General features: G+C 61.3%; 20 protein-coding genes and 1 rRNA gene. 8 read left to right on the top strand and 13 right to left on the bottom strand.

Features of this window, described 5'->3' with window-relative positions; translation table 11 throughout:
• Positions 1-88, top strand: a 5S ribosomal RNA gene (rrf, locus tag DFR38_RS21955); the annotation flags it as partial.
• 426 nt (positions 89-514) lie between these two features.
• Here the strand turns inward: rrf and DFR38_RS19750 are convergent.
• From DFR38_RS19750 to DFR38_RS19740, 3 genes are read right to left on the bottom strand one after another with little or no spacing between them, the layout of a single operon-like run.
• Positions 515-1909 carry an efflux transporter outer membrane subunit gene (locus DFR38_RS19750; protein WP_059286004.1) on the bottom strand — a complete coding sequence of 465 codons (1395 nt, stop codon included), beginning with the start codon at positions 1907-1909 and terminating at the stop codon, positions 515-517.
• Positions 1902-5045, bottom strand: a complete 3144-nt coding sequence (locus DFR38_RS19745) for an efflux RND transporter permease subunit (RefSeq protein WP_059286003.1) — start codon at positions 5043-5045, stop codon at positions 1902-1904. Before DFR38_RS19745 ends, DFR38_RS19750 begins: the two co-directional genes overlap by 8 nt.
• 13 nt (positions 5046-5058) lie before the next feature.
• Positions 5059-6252 (bottom strand): efflux RND transporter periplasmic adaptor subunit, encoded by a 1194-nt coding sequence (locus DFR38_RS19740; RefSeq protein WP_059286002.1) that lies wholly within the window; start codon positions 6250-6252, stop codon positions 5059-5061.
• 632 nt (positions 6253-6884) lie between these two features.
• Between DFR38_RS19740 and DFR38_RS19735 the strand changes: the two genes are divergently transcribed.
• The 4 genes from DFR38_RS19735 to murA are packed head-to-tail and all read left to right on the top strand — an operon-like array spanning position 6885 to position 10075.
• Positions 6885-7787, top strand: coding sequence for an ABC transporter ATP-binding protein (locus DFR38_RS19735; RefSeq protein ID WP_059286001.1), 903 nt, complete (start codon positions 6885-6887; stop codon positions 7785-7787).
• Positions 7787-8542: an ABC transporter permease gene (locus DFR38_RS19730; RefSeq protein ID WP_059286000.1), complete on the top strand. Its 756-nt coding sequence runs from the start codon at positions 7787-7789 to the stop codon at positions 8540-8542. The genes DFR38_RS19735 and DFR38_RS19730 overlap by 1 nt, the downstream gene beginning before the upstream one ends.
• A gap of 22 nt (positions 8543-8564) precedes the next feature.
• Positions 8565-8813 (top strand): BolA family protein, encoded by a 249-nt coding sequence (locus DFR38_RS19725; protein WP_059286005.1) that lies wholly within the window; start codon positions 8565-8567, stop codon positions 8811-8813.
• Positions 8814-8821: 8 nt separating this feature from the next.
• Positions 8822-10075: a UDP-N-acetylglucosamine 1-carboxyvinyltransferase gene (gene murA / locus DFR38_RS19720; protein WP_059285999.1), complete on the top strand. Its 1254-nt coding sequence runs from the start codon at positions 8822-8824 to the stop codon at positions 10073-10075.
• A gap of 190 nt (positions 10076-10265) precedes the next feature.
• On the opposite strand, the gene DFR38_RS21320 is transcribed toward murA, so the two are convergent.
• The 9 genes from DFR38_RS21320 to dapC all read right to left on the bottom strand — a co-directional run bounded on the left by DFR38_RS21320 (position 10266) and on the right by dapC (position 16877).
• The gene (locus DFR38_RS21320) at positions 10266-10427 is read right to left on the bottom strand and encodes a hypothetical protein (RefSeq protein ID WP_158527773.1); all 162 of its coding nucleotides are present in this window, start codon (positions 10425-10427) and stop codon (positions 10266-10268) included.
• A gap of 137 nt (positions 10428-10564) precedes the next feature.
• Positions 10565-11410 carry an MlaA family lipoprotein gene (locus tag DFR38_RS19715; RefSeq protein ID WP_059285998.1) on the bottom strand — a complete coding sequence of 282 codons (846 nt, stop codon included), beginning with the start codon at positions 11408-11410 and terminating at the stop codon, positions 10565-10567.
• Between the two features lie 3 nt (positions 11411-11413).
• The gene (locus tag DFR38_RS19710; RefSeq protein ID WP_059285997.1) at positions 11414-11707 is read right to left on the bottom strand and encodes an STAS domain-containing protein; all 294 of its coding nucleotides are present in this window, start codon (positions 11705-11707) and stop codon (positions 11414-11416) included.
• A gap of 11 nt (positions 11708-11718) precedes the next feature.
• A complete protein-coding gene (locus DFR38_RS19705) occupies positions 11719-12330 on the bottom strand; it encodes an MlaC/ttg2D family ABC transporter substrate-binding protein (RefSeq protein WP_059285996.1) in 612 nt (203 codons plus the stop codon).
• A 42-nt stretch (positions 12331-12372) separates the two neighbouring features.
• Positions 12373-12861, bottom strand: a complete 489-nt coding sequence (gene mlaD / locus DFR38_RS19700; RefSeq protein ID WP_059285995.1) for an outer membrane lipid asymmetry maintenance protein MlaD — start codon at positions 12859-12861, stop codon at positions 12373-12375.
• Between the two features lie 10 nt (positions 12862-12871).
• A complete protein-coding gene (mlaE, locus tag DFR38_RS19695) occupies positions 12872-13657 on the bottom strand; it encodes a lipid asymmetry maintenance ABC transporter permease subunit MlaE (protein ID WP_059285994.1) in 786 nt (261 codons plus the stop codon).
• The gene (locus DFR38_RS19690) at positions 13650-14468 is read right to left on the bottom strand and encodes an ABC transporter ATP-binding protein (RefSeq protein WP_059285993.1); all 819 of its coding nucleotides are present in this window, start codon (positions 14466-14468) and stop codon (positions 13650-13652) included. The genes mlaE and DFR38_RS19690 overlap by 8 nt, the downstream gene beginning before the upstream one ends.
• A gap of 339 nt (positions 14469-14807) precedes the next feature.
• Complete coding sequence (gene dapD / locus DFR38_RS19685; protein ID WP_059285992.1) at positions 14808-15629, bottom strand: 2,3,4,5-tetrahydropyridine-2,6-dicarboxylate N-succinyltransferase; 822 nt, start codon at positions 15627-15629, stop codon at positions 14808-14810.
• 57 nt (positions 15630-15686) lie between these two features.
• On the bottom strand, positions 15687-16877 hold the full coding sequence (dapC, locus tag DFR38_RS19680) for a succinyldiaminopimelate transaminase (protein WP_110313834.1): 1191 nt from the start codon (positions 16875-16877) through the stop codon (positions 15687-15689).
• Positions 16878-16986: 109 nt separating this feature from the next.
• On the opposite strand from dapC, the gene DFR38_RS19675 reads away from it, so the two are divergent.
• Together DFR38_RS19675 and DFR38_RS19670 are read left to right on the top strand one after the other, a co-directional pair.
• Complete coding sequence (locus DFR38_RS19675; RefSeq protein WP_059285991.1) at positions 16987-17889, top strand: DMT family transporter; 903 nt, start codon at positions 16987-16989, stop codon at positions 17887-17889.
• On the top strand, positions 17886-18473 hold the full coding sequence (locus DFR38_RS19670; protein WP_059285990.1) for a GNAT family N-acetyltransferase: 588 nt from the start codon (positions 17886-17888) through the stop codon (positions 18471-18473). Before DFR38_RS19675 ends, DFR38_RS19670 begins: the two co-directional genes overlap by 4 nt.
• 3 nt (positions 18474-18476) lie before the next feature.
• Here the strand turns inward: DFR38_RS19670 and DFR38_RS19665 are convergent, their stop codons facing one another.
• Complete coding sequence (locus DFR38_RS19665) at positions 18477-18692, bottom strand: SlyX family protein (protein ID WP_059285989.1); 216 nt, start codon at positions 18690-18692, stop codon at positions 18477-18479.
• Between the two features lie 153 nt (positions 18693-18845).
• Here DFR38_RS19665 and DFR38_RS19660 point away from each other — a divergent pair, with 153 nt between their 5' ends.
• Entirely contained in the window at positions 18846-19142 is a 297-nt protein-coding gene (locus DFR38_RS19660) for a DUF2325 domain-containing protein (protein ID WP_110313833.1), read from the top strand.
• Positions 19143-19145: the final 3 nt, after the last annotated feature.

Below are 19145 nucleotides of genomic sequence, written 5' to 3'. Positions count from 1 at the left end.
CGCCTTCCCATCCCGAACAGGACCGTGAAACGCCTTAGCGCCGATGATAGTGTGGCATTCGCCATGTGAAAGTAGGACACCGCCAGACTCCCCTTTGAAAGCCCAGCTCAATCGAGCTGGGCTTTTTGCGTTTGGGCGACGGTAACTTGCATATCCCATGCCGCTGCATTCCTGCAGCCAGACGTCCGTGCTGGGTGGGTGCCAAACTGCAAAATGGCTATGGTGCCGCGGCTATTGCCGCTGCAGTGTGTTCTGCCACTCGCGCCTTTATGGCCTATGCGGCATTTCGCTTGAAGGCAAGGCGTCGAGCCTGTTGTTTTCGCCAGCCATGACTGGCGCTGACGGGCTTGGAAGTCGGGTGGATACTCTGGTTTAGAGATGGGCTGCGTGTTTGTTGTAGGTGTTGGCCAGGATGCACCCCTGCGGCGCAGGAATGCGGACTGGTATTGCCAGCGTATGGATAAAAGAAAAGCCGCTGATCGTTTGATCAGCGGCTTTGTGCTGCCAGGGTGTCTCAGTTGCGTGCGCTTTCCCAACCGCCACCCATGGCCTTGTACAGGCTGATGGCCGCGTTCAGACGATCCAGCTGGGCATTGACCAGATTCAGCTCGGCCTGGAAGGTGTTGCGCTCGGCATCCAGTACATCCAGATAGCTGGAATAGCCGTTGTCGTAGCGCAGCGTCGCCAGATGCAGCGCCCGGTTAAGGGCAGTCAACTGGGTGGTCTGGGCTTCCTGCACTTCGCGGGCGCTGCTGCTGGCAACCAGTGCATCCTGCGTTTCCTTGAAGGCGGTCTGCACCGATTTCTGATACTGGGCCAGTGCCTGGCGCTGGCGGGCGCTGGCGGCATCAACATTCAGGCCGGTCTGGCCGAAGTTGAAGATGGGTGCCGTGGCATTGCCGACAAAACTCCAGGTGCGGGTGGCACCGCTGAACAGCGTTTCCATTGACAGGCTTTGCGAGCCGAGTGCTCCGGTCAGGCTGATGCTGGGGAAGTAGGCGGCCTTGGCCACGCCAATGCGGGCATTGGCGGCGATCAGCTGGGCTTCGGCGGCGGCCAGATCGGGGCGGCGCTCCAGCAGGCTGGATGACAGATCGGCCGGAATGCTGGGTGGCACAGTCAGCAGGTCGATGGCCTGACCCCGCTGCAGCTTGCCTTCCAGCAGTTCGCGTGGCGAGCGGCCCAGCAAGACGGCCAGCGCAGTTTCAGTTTGCTGCAGGGACTTGCTCAATTGCGGGATGGTGGCGCGTGCCGAGGCAGCTTCCGATTCGGCCTGGCGCATGTCCAGCTCGGAGGTCATGCCGCCCTTGAAGCGCTTCTGGCGCAGCTGCAGTGAGGCTTCGCGGCTGTCCAGCGTGCGCTTGGCAATATCCAGCTGCGCATCGAAGGCGCGCATCTGGAAATAGGTTTGTGCCACCTGGGCGCTGAGCGACAGTCTGGCTGCATCGCGATTGTACTGGCTGGCTGCCAGGGTGGCGCGTGCCGCTTCGCTGCTGCGGCGCAGCTTGCCCCACAAGTCCAGTTCCCAGCTGGCCGTGAGATTGGCCGTGCGGACATTGGCAATCAGCGGGCTGCCGGCGGTGGTGGTTTCTGCTGATGTACGGGCGCGCTGGTAGCCGGCATTGGCGGCAAGGCTGGGCAGCAACTGGGCGCGAGCGATGCCGGCCAGCGCGGCGGCTTCGTCTACCTGGGCGGCGGATAGCGCCAGATCCTGGTTGTGTTGCAGGGCTTCGCTAATCAGCTGGTCGAGCACCGGGTCGTGGAACTGCTGCCACCAGTCGCTGGCTACGCTGGCCTGCTGCGTTGGTGTGCTGGCCGGCAGGTCGAACTTGGGCCGGCTGTAGTCCGGGCCGACCGCGCAGGCCGTGAGGGCCAGGCTTAGCAGCAAGGGGAGTGTGCGTTTACGCATGGTCCTTGCCTCCTGCCTCGCTCGCAAGCTGAGGCGCTTTTCGTTTGGAAAACTTCATGATCACCATGAAGAACATGGGGATGAAGAAGGTGGCGATGAAGGTGGCGGCCAGCATGCCGCCGATCACCCCGGTACCGATGGAGTGGCGGCTGGCCGAGCCTGCACCGCTGGAAATGGCCAGCGGTACGCAGCCCAGCACGAAGGCGAGCGAGGTCATCACGATGGGGCGGAAACGCAGTCGCGCTGCGGCCAGGGCGGCGTCGGCCAGTTCCATGCCTTCTTCCATCTTCATCACGGCAAATTCGACGATCAGAATGGCATTCTTGGCGGCCAGGCCGATCAGTGTCACCAGTGCCACCTGGAAGTACACGTCGTTGGCCAGTCCGCGCAGCCAGTTGGCCATCAGCGCGCCGAATACGGCAAACGGCACCGCCATCAGCACGCTGATCGGCAAACTCCAGCGCTCGTATTGCGCCGCCAGGATCAGGAACACCATGATCATGCCGAAGGCAAACACCATCACCGATGAGCCGCTGCTGGATTTTTCCTGGAAGGCCGAGCCGGTCCAAGCCAGGCTATAGCCTTCCGGCAGGGTTTCCTGCGCGACTTCTTCCATCGCCTTGAGTGCATCACCCGAGCTATAGCCCGGTGCCGGACCGCCGACGACCTTGGCCGCCGGGAAGATGTTGAAGCGCTCCAGGCTTTCCGGGCCGGTGGTCTGTTCCACATTCACCAGCGCGGTGAGCGGGATCATATTGCCATCCTGCGAACGGACATAGATATTGCGCAGATCATCCACCTTGCTGCGGAAATCGGCTTCGGACTGCAGCTGCACGCGGAAGGTACGGCCAAACTTGTTGAAGTCGTTGACATACAGCGCGCCAAAAGTGCTTTGCATGGTGTCGAACACGGTATTGACCGGCACATTCAGCGACTTGGCCTTGGCCCGGTCCAGCTTGACGAACAACTGCGGCACGCTGGCCGAGAAGGTGGTTTGCACCCCCTTCAGCTCCGGCCGTTTGGCGGCCGCTTCCACCAGTTTCTTGGTGATGCTGCCCAGCTCCACGGCGCTGCCGCCGGCACGCGACTGCACATAGCTTTCAAAGCCGCCGGTATTGGACATGCCGGAGATCGGTGGCGGATTGAAGGCCAGCACGATGCCATCGCGTATGCCCATCATGCCTTTGCCAAAGACATCCTTGACCACGGCCTGTGAGGACAGATCGGGCGTCTTGCGCTCATCCCATGGTTTGAGGGTGATGAAGGACACGCCGGCATTGGTGCGGTTGCCGCCGGACAGGATGTCAAAACCTGCGAAGGACATGCGGTCTTTCACCGCCGGATTGCTGGCCATCATGGCATCCAGCTTGTCCATGGTGGCCTCGGTACGTTGCAGCGAGGCGCCATCAGGCAGGATGGCCACGGCCAGGATATAGCCCTGGTCTTCATCCGGGGCCAGGCTGGACGGAATGGTGCGGAACAGCCCGACGCTGAGTGCGATCAGGCCGGCAAACAACAGCAGGCCGAGCAGGGCACGCTTGATCAGGAAGCTGACGCCTGCGGTGTAGCGTGCGGTCTGGCGGTCAAACCAGCTGTTGAACCAGACGAAGAAGCGCGCCGGATGCTGATGGCCTTCCTTCAGGATCAATGCGCACAGCGCCGGGGTCAGCGTCAGGGCCACCAGGCCGGAGATGGTGACCGATACCGCAATGGTGATGGCGAACTGCTTGTACATCTGGCCGGCGATACCGCCGAGGAAGGCCACCGGGATAAACACCGAACACAGCACCAGCACAATGGCGACCAGTGCGCCCGACACTTCTTCCATGGCCTTGAAGCTGGCCTGCAGCGGGCTGAGCTTTTCCTCGGTCATCAGCCGTTCGACGTTTTCCAGCACCACGATGGCATCATCCACCACGATGCCGATGGCCAGCACCATGCCGAACAGCGTCAGCGTATTGATGGAAAAGCCGAACAGATACATGCCGGCAAAGGTGCCGACAATGGACACCGGCACCGCCAGGCAGGGAATCAGCGTGGCGCGCCAGTTCTGCAGGAACAGGAAGACCACGGCAAAGACCAGCAGCATGGCTTCGCCCAGGGTGTGGTACACCTCCTTGATCGATACTTCGACAAACTTGGTGGTGTCGTAGGGGATGCCGTAGCTCATGCCCTTGGGGAAGCTGAGCGACAGTTTTTGCATCTCGGCTTCCACTGCCTGGGCGGTGGCCAGCTGGTTGGCACCCGGTGCCAGGAAGATCCCGACAGGAATGGTCGGCCGGCCATTGTGGCGACCATTGAAGTCGTAGGACAGCGCACCCAGCTCGACCCGTGCCACGTCTTTCAGGCGTACCGCCGAGCCATCGCTGTTGGAACGCAGGATGATGTTTTCAAACTCTTCCGGTTCGGACAGGCGGCCCTGGGTGGTGACGGTGTAGGTAAAGTCCAGCTTGCCCGGCTGGGGCTCGGCACCGATCTTGCCGGCGGCGAACTGGGCATTCTGTTCCTTGATGGCATTGGACACATCGCTGGGGGTCAGCTTGAGCTGGGCCAGCCGGTCTGGCTTCAGCCAGATCCGCATCGAGTAATCCTGGCCGGCGAAGTTGACCACATCACCCACGCCCGGCACCCGCTTCAGCTCATCCACCACATTCAGCAGGGCATAGTTGCTGATGAACAGCGTGTCGTAACTGTTATCCGGCGAGTACAGCGAAATCACCTGCAGGATGGAGGACGATTTCTTGGTGACGTTCACCCCCTGGCGGCGGACTTCTTCCGGCAGCTGCGAGGTCACCGACTGCACGCGGTTGTTGACGTTGATGGTGGCCTGGTCGGCATTGGTGCCGATCTTGAAAGAGACGCTGAGTGTCAATTTGCCGCTGCTGGAGCTGACCGACTGCACATACAGCATATTGTCCACACCATTGATGGCCTGCTCCAGCGGAGCGGCCACGGTGTTGGCGATGACTTCGGCCGAAGCGCCCGGATAGCTGGCGGTCACCTGGACCACCGGCGGTACGATTTCCGGGTATTGCTCGATGGGCAAAGCCTTGATGGCGGCCAGACCGGCCAGCATGATGATGATGGAAATCACGCTGGCAAAGATCGGCCGCCTGATGAAGAAGGCGGAAAACATGGCTCAGGACCTCTTAAGCGGGTTGCTTGGCAGCAGGAGCGCTGGCATCGGCCCGGTAGGGCTGCGGCTTGACCTCGGCACCCGGGCGCAGCTTGATGATGTTGTCCACCACCACCTGCTCACCCGGCTTGAGACCGTTTTCCACCAGTACCTCCAGCCCCACGTCCTGCGACACGGTGATCGGCCGTGGTTGTACCTTGTTGCCTTCCCCCACGACCCACACCATCTTGCCTTGCTGGGTGGTCAGCACCGCGCGCTGTGGCACGGCGATGGCATTGATGCGCTCGGCACCTTTCAGCAGCACCCGTACAAACTGCCCCGGCAGAATCTTGCCCTGCGGATTGGCCAGCGAGGCACGCGAACGGATGGTGCCGGTGGTGCTGTCCACCAGGCTGTCGGTGAAGTTGAGGACGCCGCTGTGATCGAACAGGCTGCCGTCTGCCAGCTTGAGCGCCACTTCAAAGTGACCGTTGTCCTTCAGCTTGAGCAAGCCCTTTTCCTGCAGCTTGCGCAGATTCATCTGGTCGCTGTCCGACATGCTGAAGTTGACGTAGATCGGGTCCAGCTGCGAAATCTTGGTCAGCAGGCTGCCGTCGGCGCTGGTGGACACCAGGCTGCCCTCGGAACGGGTTTCCTGGCTGGTCATGCCGGAAATCGGCGCGGTGACGCGGGTGTAGTCCAGATTGATCTGCGCTTCTTTCAACTTGGCGCGTGCCGCCGCAACCTGGGCCTGTGCCGCCTGATAAGCGGCTACCGCATCGTCGCGGTCTTTCTGGCTGACGGCATTTTCCTTGAACAGCGGCATCACGCGCTCGTAGTCCTGGCGTGTGCTGGCCAGCTGCGCTTCCTGCACCTTCAGCGCGGCCGCGGCTTGCTCCAGCGTGGCCTGGTATGTGGCCGGGTCAAGCTGGAACAGCAAGTCACCCTGTTTCACCGGGCGGCCTTCGGTATAGGCCCGCTTGAGCAGGATGCCGCCGACCCGGGCACGCACTTCCACTTCGCGTGAACCGGCAGCCTGGCCGACATATTCAAAATTCACCGGGATATTGCGTGCGCTAATCTTGATGACCGATACCGGCATGGCGGGGAGGGTGGCTTGTGCCGCCGGATCGGCTTTCTGGCCGCAGCCGGCAAGGCTGGCAGCAAGGGCGCTCAATAACAGCCATTTGCCGTGCCGTGCCGGCAGGGAAAGTGAGTGCATAGACATGGAATGTCCTCGACAAGTTGAAGTGAAAAACTGCTCCCCTTCACGCTGCGCAGACCCCGGAGGGACGGCAGACAGGGGCATGTTGTTTGGTTCAGTGTTGTCTACTGTCTTGATTGTCATGCTGGCCTATATGCACGGTGACATAGTCATGTGACAGGCAGCAAGGAAGTGCGCGCATTCTATATACATTCATGACTGTATGTAAAATGCGCTTAATTCGTATGCAGCAGAAATTTAAGATAAATAAAGACAATAATTACGAAATTTCGTTCTTATCGCGGCTGGCAGACAAAAAAATCTTAAAAATCACCCAGCGGCGCGCGGGGAATGCGCCATGGGGGCTGCTGGAAAAATGTACTTAAAAAACAACACCTCATCCTGGCCTGGCCGCGCGGGCGAGCGCAGGATCAGGCGGCAGGCCCGTGCTGGATGCCTCATCGACTGATGGCGGGTGTGCAGGCCGGGCGCAGGAGGTCGCTGGGCTTGTTTGCCGGCAGCGCGGGGGCAGGCGGCCGGGACCGGGGCGGGCCGTGGGTGATCCTGTCGGCAGGCTGCAACAAGGACACAACTTTTCCCTAGGCCGGAAGGGCGGCGGTATAATCGCTCTCTTTTTCCGAGCATTCACCAACCTCATGCCTTCGGCCATCGAAATACAAGCGGTCAGCAAGCGCTATGGTGCGCTGCAGGCGCTGGACGACGTCAGCTTCCGTGTGGAAAGCGGCGAGTTTTTTGCCTTGCTGGGCCCCAACGGGGCTGGCAAGACCACCCTCATTTCCGCCATGGCCGGCTTGTCGCGGCCGGATAGCGGCAGTATCCGCATCATGGGCCATGATGTGGTGCGCGATTTCCGTGCGGCGCGCATGAGCCTGGGGGTGGTGCCGCAGGAGCTGGTGTTCGATCCCTTCCTGTCGGTACGGGAAACCTTGCGCTTTCAATCCGGCTATTTCGGCCTGACCCGCAACGACGACTGGATTGACGAGCTGTTGTTCAAGCTGGGCCTGGCCGACAAGGCCAATGCCAATTTGCGCGCCCTGTCCGGCGGCATGAAGCGCCGCGTCATGGTGGCGCAGGCGCTGGTGCATCGTCCGCCGGTGATGGTGCTGGACGAGCCGACCGCCGGGGTGGATGTCGAGCTGCGCCAGAGCTTGTGGGCCTTCGTCAAGGAGTTGAACGAGGCCGGCCATACCATCGTGTTGACCACGCACTATCTGGAAGAAGCGGAAACCCTGTGCAACCGCATAGCCATGCTCAAGCGCGGCAAGCTGGTGGCGCTGGAGAGCAAGGACAAGCTGCTGCAGCACGGCAAGGAGCGCGAGGTGGCCTTCAAGCTGTCGGCACCCTTGCCGGACAGCCTGCTGCCCAGCAAGGTGCGCGAGGAGGATGGGCGCATCGTGCTGAAGCTGACGGATCTGAGCCAGCTGGAGGGCGTGCTGGCCACCTTGCGCGAAGCGGGCGTGCGCGTACGCGAACTGAATGTGGTGGAGGTGGATCTGGAAAGCGTATTCGTGAACATGATGCACGGGGGGCAAGGCTGATGCAGGGCTTCCTGACTTTATTCCGCAAGGAGCTGGTGCGTTTCTGGAAGGTGTCCTTCCAGACCGTGGCGGCACCGGTGCTGACGGCGCTGATGTATCAGCTGATCTTTTCCCATGTGCTGTCGCGCCATGCCGAGGCCTATCCGGGCGTGGGCTATACCGCCTTCCTGATTCCGGGCCTCGCCATGATGTCGATGGCGCAGAATGCCTTTGCCAACAGCTCTTCCAGCCTGATCCAGTCCAAGATCACCGGCAATATCGTGTTTCTGCTGCTGCCGCCGCTGACGGCGCTGGAATTCTTTGCCGCCTACATGCTGGCCGCCATCGTGCGTGGGCTGGCCGTTGGCGCCGGGGTGCTGGTGGTGACGGCCTGGTTTGGCCTGCCGCTGCCCAGTCATCCGGGCTGGGCATTGCTGTTCGGCCTGCTTGGCTGCGGCGTGCTGGGTACCCTGGGGGTGATTGCCGGCATCTGGGCGGAAAAATTCGATCAACTTGCTGCATTCCAGAACTTTTTGATCATGCCGCTGACTTTTCTGTCTGGCGTGTTCTACTCCATCAACAGTCTGCCGCCATTCTGGTATGCCGTATCGCATGTGAACCCGGTCTTTTTCATGATCGACGGTTTCCGGTATGGCTTCTTCGGCCAGGCCGACGTCAGCCCCTGGCTGTCGCTGGGCGTGGTTGGCGGCAGTTTTATCTTGCTTTCCGGGCTGGCTTTGTGGCTGATCAAATCAGGCTACAAGCTGCGCCACTAGGATGCGTTTTCAGGATGCACACATGATTTCCACCGAACAGGTCAAACAATACATCGCCGCCGGTCTCAACTGCTCCCATCTGGAAGTGGAAGGCGACGGCCATCATTTTTACGCCACCGTGGTGTCGGCCGAATTTGCCGGCAAGCGCCTGATCGACCGTCACCGCCTGGTGAAGGAAGTGATTGCCACCCGTCTGGCCAGCAATGAAATCCACGCCCTTTCCATCGTCAAGGCAGCCACGCCGGACGAGTGGGAAAAACTGCAAGGCTGATCCCCGATATGGACAAACTGAAAATCTGCGGCAATGGCCCGCTGAATGGTGAAATCCGCGTGTCCGGCGCCAAGAATGCGGCGCTGCCGATTCTGTGCACCAGCCTGCTGACCGCAGACACCATGCGCTTTACCAATGTGCCGATGCTGCGCGACATCTCCACCACCCAGAAGCTGCTGCAAGGCATGGGGGTGCGGGTGATGACCGACAATGTGCATGAAATGGAAATCACCGCCGATCATCTGGACAGCCTGGTGGCGCCGTATGATCTGGTGAAAACCATGCGCGCCTCCATCCTGGTGCTGGGGCCGACACTGGCGCGCTTTGGCGAAGCCACCGTTTCCCTGCCCGGCGGCTGTGCCATTGGCAGCCGTCCGGTGGATCAGCACATCAAGGGTCTGGTCGCCATGGGTGCCGAGGTGGTGATCGAGCATGGCTATGTCAAGGCCAAGGCCAAGCGCCTGCGTGGCGCGCACATCGTGATGGATGTGGTGACCGTGGGCGGTACCGAAAACCTGCTGATGGCCGCGGCGCTGGCCGATGGCACCACCATTCTGGAAAACGCCGCGCGTGAACCGGAAGTGACTGACCTGGCCAACTGCCTGGTGGCCATGGGGGCAAACATCAGTGGCATCGGCACCAACCGGCTGGTGATCGAAGGCGTGGAGCGGCTGCATGGCTGCGAATACGCCATCATGCCGGACCGTATCGAAGCCGGTACCTTCCTGGTCGCCGCTGCCATTACCCAGGGTCACCTGATCCTGCGCAATGCCGCGCCGCGCAGCATGGAGTCGGTGCTGGACAAGCTGGTGGAGGCCGGCGCCGTGGTCGAGGCGGGTGATGACTGGATTTCGCTGGACATGAAGCGCCGCCCCAAGGCCATCAATTTCCGCACCCTGCCTTACCCGGCTTTCCCCACCGACATGCAGGCGCAGCTGATGACGCTGAACTGTGTGGCGGAGGGCACCGGGGTGGTGACCGAAACCATCTTCGAAAACCGTTTCATGCATGTGCCGGAGCTGAACCGCATGGGCGCGCGCATCGAAGTGGAAGGCAATACCGCGGTGGTGCACGGTGTGGACAAGCTGTCCGGTGCCACGGTGATGGCAACCGACCTGCGTGCCTCGGCCAGCCTGGTGCTGGCCGGCCTGGTGGCGCAGGGCGAAACCATTGTCGACCGCATCTATCACCTGGATCGTGGCTACGAATATATCGAGAAAAAACTGGGCGCTGTCGGCGCGCAGATCGAACGTATCAGCTAAGCAGCAACGGCCACCTGGGTGGCCGTTTCCACTCAGGGGCCGGTGTGGCCCATATCTGGCAGCAAACGGCAATCAGGCCGTTCAGCTGCCATTTTTTTGGTCGGTGGGATGGCGGTGCCACGCGCCGGCGGGGGGAACCCTGACCGGCAGCAAGCGGCCGGGTGGCCGCTCGGGCGGTGGAGTGCAGGACTCAGTGCTGGATCTGGATGGCTTGCTGCGGATGCTCGGCGCTGTAAGCGGCGATGGCCTCTTCCAGTAGCGCGGGCGTCAGGTATTGGCCGTTGGAAACGGCATGGCGCAGACAGTGGGTCAGGTATTCCAGTGCTTGTTGCGGGATGTGGCGCTGTTCCATGATCAACTCCGGTCAAATAATTTAGTAAATTCTAATATTTATGTCGTTGATGATCTTGTGCCAGATCAAGTGCCACCACTGTGCCAATGAAAAAGGCAGCCTGCCGGCTGCCTTTCATACGACAAAGCAAGATGGCCTTACTGCGCGGCCGAGGCTTCTGCGTGTGCGGCTGCCGAAGCTTCGGCGTGCTCGCTGTTGTTGGCGGCAGGAGCTGCTGCGGCCGCAGGGGCCGAAGCATTGGCCGGGCTGCTGACCAGATCGTCGATATTCATGTCGTCGTTCTGGGTGGGGTTGGGCAGGCCAAGCTGTCTGGCACGCATCTGCAGATAGCCATCGCGGATATAGCTGTAAGGGTCCAGTGCTGCCGCATACAGGCTTTCGTCCAGATCCAGATAGCGGGCGCGGGTATTCACCCCGTAAACACCATAAAAGGCGATGGCCTCATTGGTGTTGTGATAGACCAGTCGTTCCGGACCATTGATGCCCAGCGCTACCCCCAGGCCCAGCCCGTCGCGTACCGTACTGGGGCCAAAGAACGGCAGCACCAGGTAGTTGCTGCTCTTCCAGCCCCAATGGGCAAAAGTATCGCCCAGCGAGGTCTTGTTGTTCTTCAGTCCGGCGGGGGTGGCGATGTCGATCAGGCCGAACAAGCCGAAGGTGCTGTTCAGTGCAACCCGCATGATGTCGTTGAGCGCTTTTTCCGGCTCGGCCTGCAACAGGTTGTTGGCTGCGCTGTACACATCCTTGAAGTTGTCGAAGAAGTTGCCGACCGCGGTGCGGAAGGGGCCGGGGGTGATGGCGTGATAGCCCTGGGCGGCCGGCTTCATCACCCAGCGGTCAGCTGCATCGTTAAAGGCATACATCGAGCGGTTGAACGATTCGTACGGGTCTTGCGGTGTGGCAGGGTGAGTACTGGCACAGCCGGCCAGCAACAGGCTGCCGGCCAACAGACTCGCCGGCAACAGGCGGTGCTTGCGGGTCATGGTTCATTCTCCTTGCGGGCTGCTCAGCAGCTCGCGCAGTGCATACAGTTCTACCAGATCGGACAGGCGGCTGGGCCAGTTCTGCAGCTGCAGGGTCTGCCCAGCCTGCTCTGCAGCACGGCGGCAGGCCAGCAGCAGGGCGACAGCCGAGGAGTCCGCTTCGCTGATGCCGGACAGGTCCAGCTGCAGCGGGGCGCGGGCGACACGGGCGGTCAGTGTGGCCAGCAAGTCCGCACTGCTGTTCATGTCCAGCTTGCCGGACAGGCGGCCCTGCCCGCTGGCGGTTTCCTCGAACATGGCATGCGTCCTTATTTGGCAGCCGGCAGGGCGGCGTTCTTGTCCTGCAGCATCTTGATCAGGCCATCCACACCGTTCTTGTTGATTTCCTGATTGAACTGGTTGCGATAGACGGTGACCAGACTGGCACCTTCCACGCTGACATTGAAGACCTTCCAGCCCTGCGGGGTCTTGTACAGGGTGTAGTCGACAGCGACCGGGCCCTTGTCGTTGCCCGGCAGGCTGACGGTGGACTTGACGGTGGCTTCGCGGCCGCTGTTGCCGAGGACGACATTAGGCTGGATGTCGATCTGGGCGCTCTTGAAGCGGGTCATGGTGGTGGAGTAGGTCCGCACCAGCAGGGTCTGGAATTGCTGGGCCAGCGCGCTTTGCTGCGCCGGGCTGGCCTGACGCCAGCCCAGGCCCACCGCCAGCGCGGTCATGCGCTGGAAATCGAATTGCGGCACGGCCAGCGCTTCGACTTGCTGACGGATCTGCTTGGTGTTCTTGCCGTTTTCCTGCTTCAGGACATCCATGATCTGGCGCGAGGTGTCGCGTACCAGATCAGCCGGATTGTCGGTGGCGGCCATGGTGTGGGCGCTCAGGCCCAGCAGGACGAGAAAGCATGCGATCAGTTTTTTCATGATGTGTGTCAGTCTTTATTGGTTATGCACTATGGCTGGAATTTACTGCGCGGCCGAGGCGTTGCTCTTGGCCGAATTGCCGCCGGAGAAGCTGGTCATGAACTTGCCGATCAGCTGTTCCAGCACCAGGGCGGACGAGGTCAGCGTGATGTGTTCGCCGGCCTTCAGCACGTCCGGGTCACCCCCTTGCAGCAGGCCGATATACTGCTCGCCCAGCAGGCCGGCCGTCAGGATTTCCGCGCTGGCATCGCGGCTGAAGGTGTATTGCTTGTCCAGATTCAGCGTGACGCGGGCCCGGTAGGTTTTGGTATCGAGCTGGATGGCGCCGACACGGCCAACCACCACGCCGGCTTCCTTGACCGGTGCCTTCACTTTCAGGCCGCCGATATTGTCGAAATCGGCATACAGGGTGTAGGTCTGGTCCGCGCTTTGCGGTGTGAGATTGGCCACCTTGAGCGACATGAAGACCACCGCCGCAATGCCGAGTGCCACAAACAGGCCTACCCACAAATCAATAGTAGAGCGTTTCATTACCCATTTCCTAGAACATGAAGGCGGTGAGGACAAAGTCCACCGCCAGGATTACCAGAGCCGATGTCACCACCGTGCGGGTGGTGGCGGCGGATACGCCGGCCGCGGTGGGCGTGGCGTCATAGCCTTCGAATACGGCGATCAGCGTGACGGCGATGCCGAAGCACAGGCTCTTGATCAGGCCATTGACCACGTCGTAGTGCAGGTCGACGTTGTTCTGCATCTGCGACCAGAAGGTGCCCGAATCCAGGCCTATCATCACCACGCCAATCAGATAGCCACCAAAAATGCCCATCACATTGAACATGGCGGCCAGGATGGGCATGGAGATCACGCCGGCCCAGAAGCGCGGGGCCACCACGCGGGCGATCGGGTTGACCGCCATCACGCTCATGGCGTCCAGCTGCTCGGTGGCCTTCATCAGGCCGATTTCCGCCGTCATGGCGCTGCCGGCGCGGCTGGAAAACAGCAATGCAGCCAGCACCGGGCCCAGTTCACGCAGCAGCGACAGGGCGACCAGTGCGCCCAGGGCATCGGCCGAGCCGAAGCGCGACAGGGTGTTGTAACCCTGCAAGCCCAGTACCATGCCGACAAACAGGCCGGATACCACCACGATGATGACCGACATCACCCCGGCAAAGTAGATCTCGCGGATGGTGAGGTTGAAGCGCAGCAGGCTCTGGCCGGAATAGCGCAGGATGGCCAGCAGGAAGCGGGTGATGAAACCCAGCCGCCAGATGGCATTGATGGTGGTGTGTCCCAGCCGGCGCAGCGGTGACAGCAGCAGCTCAGTCATGCTGGCCTCCTTTCAGGCCCAGGTCCTGCTGCAGCGAAGTGCTGGCAGGGTAGGCAAAATGTACCGGGCCATCGGCCTCGCCCCACATGAACTGGTGTACCCAGGGCGAGGGGGAGGCGCGGATTTCGGCCGGCGTGCCGGCTGCGACCACTGCGCCATTGGAGACGAAGTAAACGTAGTCGACGATATCCAGCGATTTGTGCACATCGTGGGTCACCATGATGGAGGTGGTACCCAGTGCATCGTTCAGTTTCTTGATCAGGTGGGCGATGACGCCCAGCGAGATCGGATCGAGACCGGTGAAGGGCTCGTCGTACAGCATCAGCTGCGGGTCCAGGGCGATGGCACGCGCCAGCGCCACGCGGCGGGCCATGCCGCCGGACAGCTCGGCCGGCATCAGTGCCTGGGTGCCGCGCAGGCCCACGGCGGAAAGCTTCATGATCACCAGATCATGAATCATGCTGTCGGCCAGCCGGGTGTGCTCGCGGATGGGGAAGGCCACATTGTCTTCTACCGACAAGTCGGTAAACAGGGCACCAAACTGGAAGAGCATGCCCATGCGGCGGCGATGCTCGAACAGTTCGGCATGGTTCATGTCCGCCACATTGCGGCCGTCTACCAGTACCTGGCCGGCACTGGGACGGATCTGGCCGGAGATCAGGCGCAGCATGGTGGTTTTGCCACTGCCGCTGCCCCCCATGATGGCGACCAGCTTGCCGCGCGGGATGGCGAGGCTGATGTTGTTCAGGATGGGGCGCTCGCCGTAGGCGAAACTGACATTCCTGAATTCGATGAAATGGTCTGAAGACACGGATTTTCCGGATAAAAACACGAGTGAAGTCCAGGACTTGTCTGGGTCCAAGACAGATGGATTTTATAGGGTTGTAGGAGTCTCGCCAAATACATAAGGTTTCAGCATGTAACGATGTTGCATTGCAAGGACGAATCCTGACAAGTGTAATTTGTCTGTTTTATTTAAAAAAGTTTGAAGCAACAATAAAAATTACACTGGCTGATTATTTCATTGGCATGATATTGCCGCAAGCTGTTTGCGGCAATGTGCGGCGGAGACGGTCAGAAAATGACAAAGACCCGGCAGGGCCGGGTCCGTGCAGCCTGCGCTGGCAGGGCCTGCCAGCGGGTGCGTGCTTTATACGCCGCGCAGCAGGTCGTTGATGCTGGTTTTGCTGCGGGTTTGTGCATCCACCTTCTTCACGATGACGGCGCAGTACAGGCTGTGGCTGCCATCCTTGGACGGCAGGTTGCCGGAGACCACCACCGAACCCGGCGGAATGCGGCCATAAGTCACTTCGCCGGTTTCGCGGTCGTAGATCTTGGTGGACTGGCCGATGTACACGCCCATGGAGATCACCGAGCCTTCGCCCACGATCACGCCTTCCACCACTTCGGAGCGGGCGCCGATGAAGCAGTTGTCTTCAATGATGGTGGGGCCGGCTTGCAGCGGTTCCAGTACGCCGCCAATGCCCACGCCGCCGGACAGGTGCACGTTCTTGCCGATCTGGGCGCAGGAGCCGACAGTGGCCCAGGTGTCCACCATGGTGCCTTCGTCCACATAGGCACCGATATTGACGTAGGACGGCATCAGCACGGTGTTCTTGGCAATGAAGCTGCCCTTGCGTGCCACGGCACCCGGCACCACGCGGAAGCCGGCTTCCTTGAAGTGGGCTTCGCTCCAGTCATGGAACTTGGTATCGACCTTGTCGAAATAGCGGCTGACGCCATCGTCCTGCACCACATTGTCGCGAATGCGGAAGGACAGCAGCACGGCTTTCTTGACCCACTGGTTGACTACCCAGTCGCCGTCTACCTTCTCCGCCACGCGCAGGTGGCCATTGTCCAGTTCGTCGATAACCTGGCTGATGGCGGCTTTCAGTTCGACCGATACGGTGGCGGGGGTGATGTCGGCGCGCTTTTCGAACGCCTCTTCAATCAGGGCTTGGATCGGGTGCATGTGATGAAGTCCTTTGGCAATGTGAATGGAAACAGTCATAACAGGTGGATGTCGCTTTTATCGATGAGTGGTCTTGACGAAACGCACGATGCGCTCGGCGGCAGCCTGACATTCTGCCAGTGTCGCGACCAGAGCGATACGGATATAGCCACTGCCCGGGTTCACACCATGGGCGGTGCGGGCCAGGAAGGAGCCGGGCAGGACGGTAATGTGCTCCTGCTCGAACAGCGCGCGGGCAAAGGCGGCATCATCGCCACCGGGTACTTTGGCCCACAGGTAGAAGCTGGCATCCGGCAAGGCCACATCCAGCACCTCGGCCAGTAGCGGTGTCACGGCCTGGAACTTGGCGATATACGCCGCACGGTTTTCCTCGACATGGGCTTCGTCATTCCAGGCGGCCACGCTGGCGGCCTGGATGGTGGGGCTCATCGCGCCTCCCTGATAGGTGCGGTACAGCATGAATCTGGCTAGCAGGGCGGCGTCGCCGGCCACAAAGCCGGAGCGCATGCCCGGCGCATTGGAGCGCTTGGACAGGCTGGTGAACATCACCAGTCGCTCGAAGCCGCGGCCCAGTTTGCTGGCGGCTTCCAGCCCGCCCAGCGGCGGCTGGCCGAAGTGGATTTCCGAATAGCACTCGTCACTGGCAATGACAAAACCGTAGCGGTCGGACAGGGCGAACAGCTTCTGCCAGTCGTCCAGCGACATCACCGCGCCGGTGGGGTTGCCCGGGCTGCACACGAATACCAGCTGGGTCCGTGCCCATACGCTTTCCGGCACGCTGGCCCAGTCCGGCTGAAAACCCGTGCTGGCGGTGCAGTTGACATAGAAGGGCTCAGCCCCTGCCAGCAGTGCCGCGCCTTCGTAAATCTGGTAAAACGGGTTGGGTGAAATCACCACCGGTTTTTCTGCCCGCTGGCTGTCGATCACGGTCTGGACAAAGGCAAACAGCGCCTCGCGGCTGCCATTGACCGGCAGGATTTCTTTTTCGGCGTCCAGTTGCAGACCGTAGCGGCGCTGCATCCAGTCGGCGCAGGCCTGGCGCAATTCCGGGCTGCCCAGCGTGGCCGGGTAGACGGCCAGGCCGCCCAGGGCATTGACCAGCGCCTGTTTGATGACGTCCGGCGTCGGGTGCTTGGGCTCGCCGATCGACAGGTTGATGTGTGGCTTGTCAGCCGGGACCGCACCAGCCATCAGCTGACGCAAACGCTGGAAGGGATAGGGTTGCAGGCTGTCCAGGTGGGGATTCACGCTTGGTTCTCTCTATGCTGTGGGAGCAGCTTGGTCATGCCATCTGCTTCTGGTCTGGTTTGGCCTTGCCATGGCAAAGCCGCACAATCGCTCATCTTAAGAAATCGTGATGCCTCTTGTAAAACAAAAGCTTCTTGCCATCGCTGCCATTCTGACCACCGCCCTGGTCTGGGGCCTGATGTGGTACCCGTTTCGCGCGCTGAACGAGCGGGGTGTCAGCATCGCGCAAACCTCGCTGCTGGTGTACCTGATTGCCGCCATGCTGGGCATTGCCCTGTTCTTCGATGTGTATCGCCGCCAGCTGCGCTGGCATCCGGTGCTGCCCTTGCTGGCCCTGCTGTTTGGCTGGTGCAATTTCAGCTATACCTGGGCGGTGTCGGAGGGCATGGTGATGCGGGTGCTGCTGCTGTTTTACCTGTCGCCCTTGTGGACGGCCCTGTTTTCCCGCCTGCTATTACAGGAAAAACTCACCCGGACCGGGTGGCTGCTGGTGGGGCTGTCGCTGGCAGGCTGCCTGATCATCCTGTATCGTCCCGGCCTGCTGGAGGGGGCGGCGCTGCTCAGCCAGCGCTATGAATGGCTGGCCCTGTCCGGCGGCATCAGCTTTGCGCTGGGCAATGTGCTGAGCAAGCGCGCGCGCAATCTGCCGGTGCCGGTCAAGTCGGCCACCATCTGGTTTGGTGTTGCCCTGATGGGCTTGATCGCGCTGGCCAGCCGTCAGCAACTGGGAGCCGTGCTGGATACATCGCTGCCAGCCTGGCTGTTGCTGGCACTGCTGGGCATGACCTTGCTGGCCACCAGCATCATTTCCCAGCATGGCGTCAGCCTGTTGCCGGCCAGTCAGGCCATGACCTTGATGCTGCTGGAGCTGGTGTTTGCCGCGCTGTCCGCCTACTGGCTGGCCGGCGAACGCATGAGTTTGCAGGAGTGGCTGGGCGGAGCCTTGATTGCCGCCGCCAGCCTGCTCTCCGGCAAGATGACGCAGCCAGTGGCTGCACAGGAGAAAGCATGAATATCCGGCGTATGCACGCGGACGATTTTCCGGCCTTCTGGCCGACGTTTCATCACATCATCCAGGCGCAGGACAGCTATGCCTATGACCCGCACCTGAGCGAGGCGCAGGCGCGGGCGCTGTGGTGTGAGCTACCGCAGGAAACCTGGCTGGCCGAGGAGGACGGCGTGTTGCTGGGCAGCTATTTCATCAAGCCCAATGCCGCCGGGCCGGGCGGCCATGTGTGCAATTGCGGCTATATGGTGGCCCCTGCCGCGCGTGGCAAAGGGGTGGCGGCGGCACTGTGCGCGCATTCACAACAGCGCGGACGGGAACTGGGGTATCTGGCCATGCAGTTCAATGCGGTGGTGGCCAGCAATAGCGTGGCGGTCGCCCTGTGGAAAAAGCTGGGCTTTGCCGAGGTAGGCCGGGTGCCGGGCGCTTACCGGCACCCCAGCCTGGGGTTGGTTGATTGCCTGATCATGCATCAGTGGCTGCAAGCGCCAGTGGCCGCCGCCGCCGCCAAGCCCTTGACGGCATCGGCCCCGCTGATTGCCCGCAAGAACATTGAAGCCGTGGTATCCCGCAAGCGCAAAAACAGCTGATGATCAGTAGTGCGGCGGAATGTCGTCGCGCAGCGAGCCGCCGCTATTGCCGCTATCGGGCTGGGCGGCCTTGAATTGCTGGTAGACCAGGCGCAATTGTTGCTGCAACAGGTCGATTTGTTGCTGCTGGCGGGCGACGGTGGCATTGAGGCTGTCGAGCAGGTCGTCCTGGAAAGCGATTTTCACTTCCAGTTCATTCAGGCGGTCTTCGGTTTGCATGGCGGCATTTTACCTCAGGGGGCGGGAGGGGTGGCGCAGTCTTGACCGGTCTTGCCGGAATATCAAATCCATTTTTTATTATTTTTAGGAATTTTCCGAGCCAGTTACAGTTTGTCCATCACACGGCCGCAGTGCGGCACGAGGAGGACTGACATGGATGCCCTGCTGATCGGCGGCGATAGCCTGGGACAGATTCCGGATGTGCTGGCCCTGTACGATATCCGTATTGCCCGCCATATTACCGGTCGCAATACGCTGCACCAGCGCAAGTTGCCACTACCCAAAAACACCCAGATGCTGATTCTGCTGACCGACTACCTGGGCCACAACGCCATGCGTCACTACCGTGATACCGCAGCGGCGCGCGGCATTCCGGTGCTGGCTTGTCGGCGTTCCGCCACCGCGGTGGCAGAGCGTCTGCGCCATGACGGCTGGCAGCCGCAGGGCTGAGCG

The sequence above is a fragment of the Aquitalea magnusonii genome (assembly GCF_003202035.1).
Lineage (GTDB): Bacteria > Pseudomonadota > Gammaproteobacteria > Burkholderiales > Chromobacteriaceae > Aquitalea > Aquitalea magnusonii.
Note: the sequence above shows the minus strand (reverse complement) of the source record. Positions and strands in the feature narration are given on the sequence as shown.

Excerpts from the sequence above, each read along its gene's own strand:
- DFR38_RS19715 (WP_059285998.1), bottom strand. The coding sequence starts at position 11,410 with ATGACCCGCAAGCACCGCCTGTTGCCGGCGAGTCTGTTGGCCGGCAGC.
- mlaD (WP_059285995.1), bottom strand. The coding sequence starts at position 12,861 with ATGAAACGCTCTACTATTGATTTGTGGGTAGGCCTGTTTGTGGCACTC.
- DFR38_RS19740 (WP_059286002.1), bottom strand. The coding sequence starts at position 6,252 with ATGTCTATGCACTCACTTTCCCTGCCGGCACGGCACGGCAAATGGCTG.
- dapD (WP_059285992.1), bottom strand. The coding sequence starts at position 15,629 with ATGCACCCGATCCAAGCCCTGATTGAAGAGGCGTTCGAAAAGCGCGCC.
- DFR38_RS19710 (WP_059285997.1), bottom strand. The coding sequence starts at position 11,707 with ATGTTCGAGGAAACCGCCAGCGGGCAGGGCCGCCTGTCCGGCAAGCTG.
- DFR38_RS19750 (WP_059286004.1), bottom strand. The coding sequence starts at position 1,909 with ATGCGTAAACGCACACTCCCCTTGCTGCTAAGCCTGGCCCTCACGGCC.
- DFR38_RS19705 (WP_059285996.1), bottom strand. The coding sequence starts at position 12,330 with ATGAAAAAACTGATCGCATGCTTTCTCGTCCTGCTGGGCCTGAGCGCC.
- DFR38_RS19660 (WP_110313833.1), top strand. The coding sequence starts at position 18,846 with ATGGATGCCCTGCTGATCGGCGGCGATAGCCTGGGACAGATTCCGGAT.
- DFR38_RS19665 (WP_059285989.1), bottom strand. The coding sequence starts at position 18,692 with ATGCAAACCGAAGACCGCCTGAATGAACTGGAAGTGAAAATCGCTTTC.
- DFR38_RS19670 (WP_059285990.1), top strand. The coding sequence starts at position 17,886 with ATGAATATCCGGCGTATGCACGCGGACGATTTTCCGGCCTTCTGGCCG.
- murA (WP_059285999.1), top strand. The coding sequence starts at position 8,822 with ATGGACAAACTGAAAATCTGCGGCAATGGCCCGCTGAATGGTGAAATC.
- DFR38_RS19745 (WP_059286003.1), bottom strand. The coding sequence starts at position 5,045 with ATGTTTTCCGCCTTCTTCATCAGGCGGCCGATCTTTGCCAGCGTGATT.
- DFR38_RS19735 (WP_059286001.1), top strand. The coding sequence starts at position 6,885 with ATGCCTTCGGCCATCGAAATACAAGCGGTCAGCAAGCGCTATGGTGCG.
- mlaE (WP_059285994.1), bottom strand. The coding sequence starts at position 13,657 with ATGACTGAGCTGCTGCTGTCACCGCTGCGCCGGCTGGGACACACCACC.
- DFR38_RS19675 (WP_059285991.1), top strand. The coding sequence starts at position 16,987 with ATGCCTCTTGTAAAACAAAAGCTTCTTGCCATCGCTGCCATTCTGACC.
- DFR38_RS19725 (WP_059286005.1), top strand. The coding sequence starts at position 8,565 with ATGATTTCCACCGAACAGGTCAAACAATACATCGCCGCCGGTCTCAAC.
- DFR38_RS21320 (WP_158527773.1), bottom strand. The coding sequence starts at position 10,427 with ATGGAACAGCGCCACATCCCGCAACAAGCACTGGAATACCTGACCCAC.
- DFR38_RS19730 (WP_059286000.1), top strand. The coding sequence starts at position 7,787 with ATGCAGGGCTTCCTGACTTTATTCCGCAAGGAGCTGGTGCGTTTCTGG.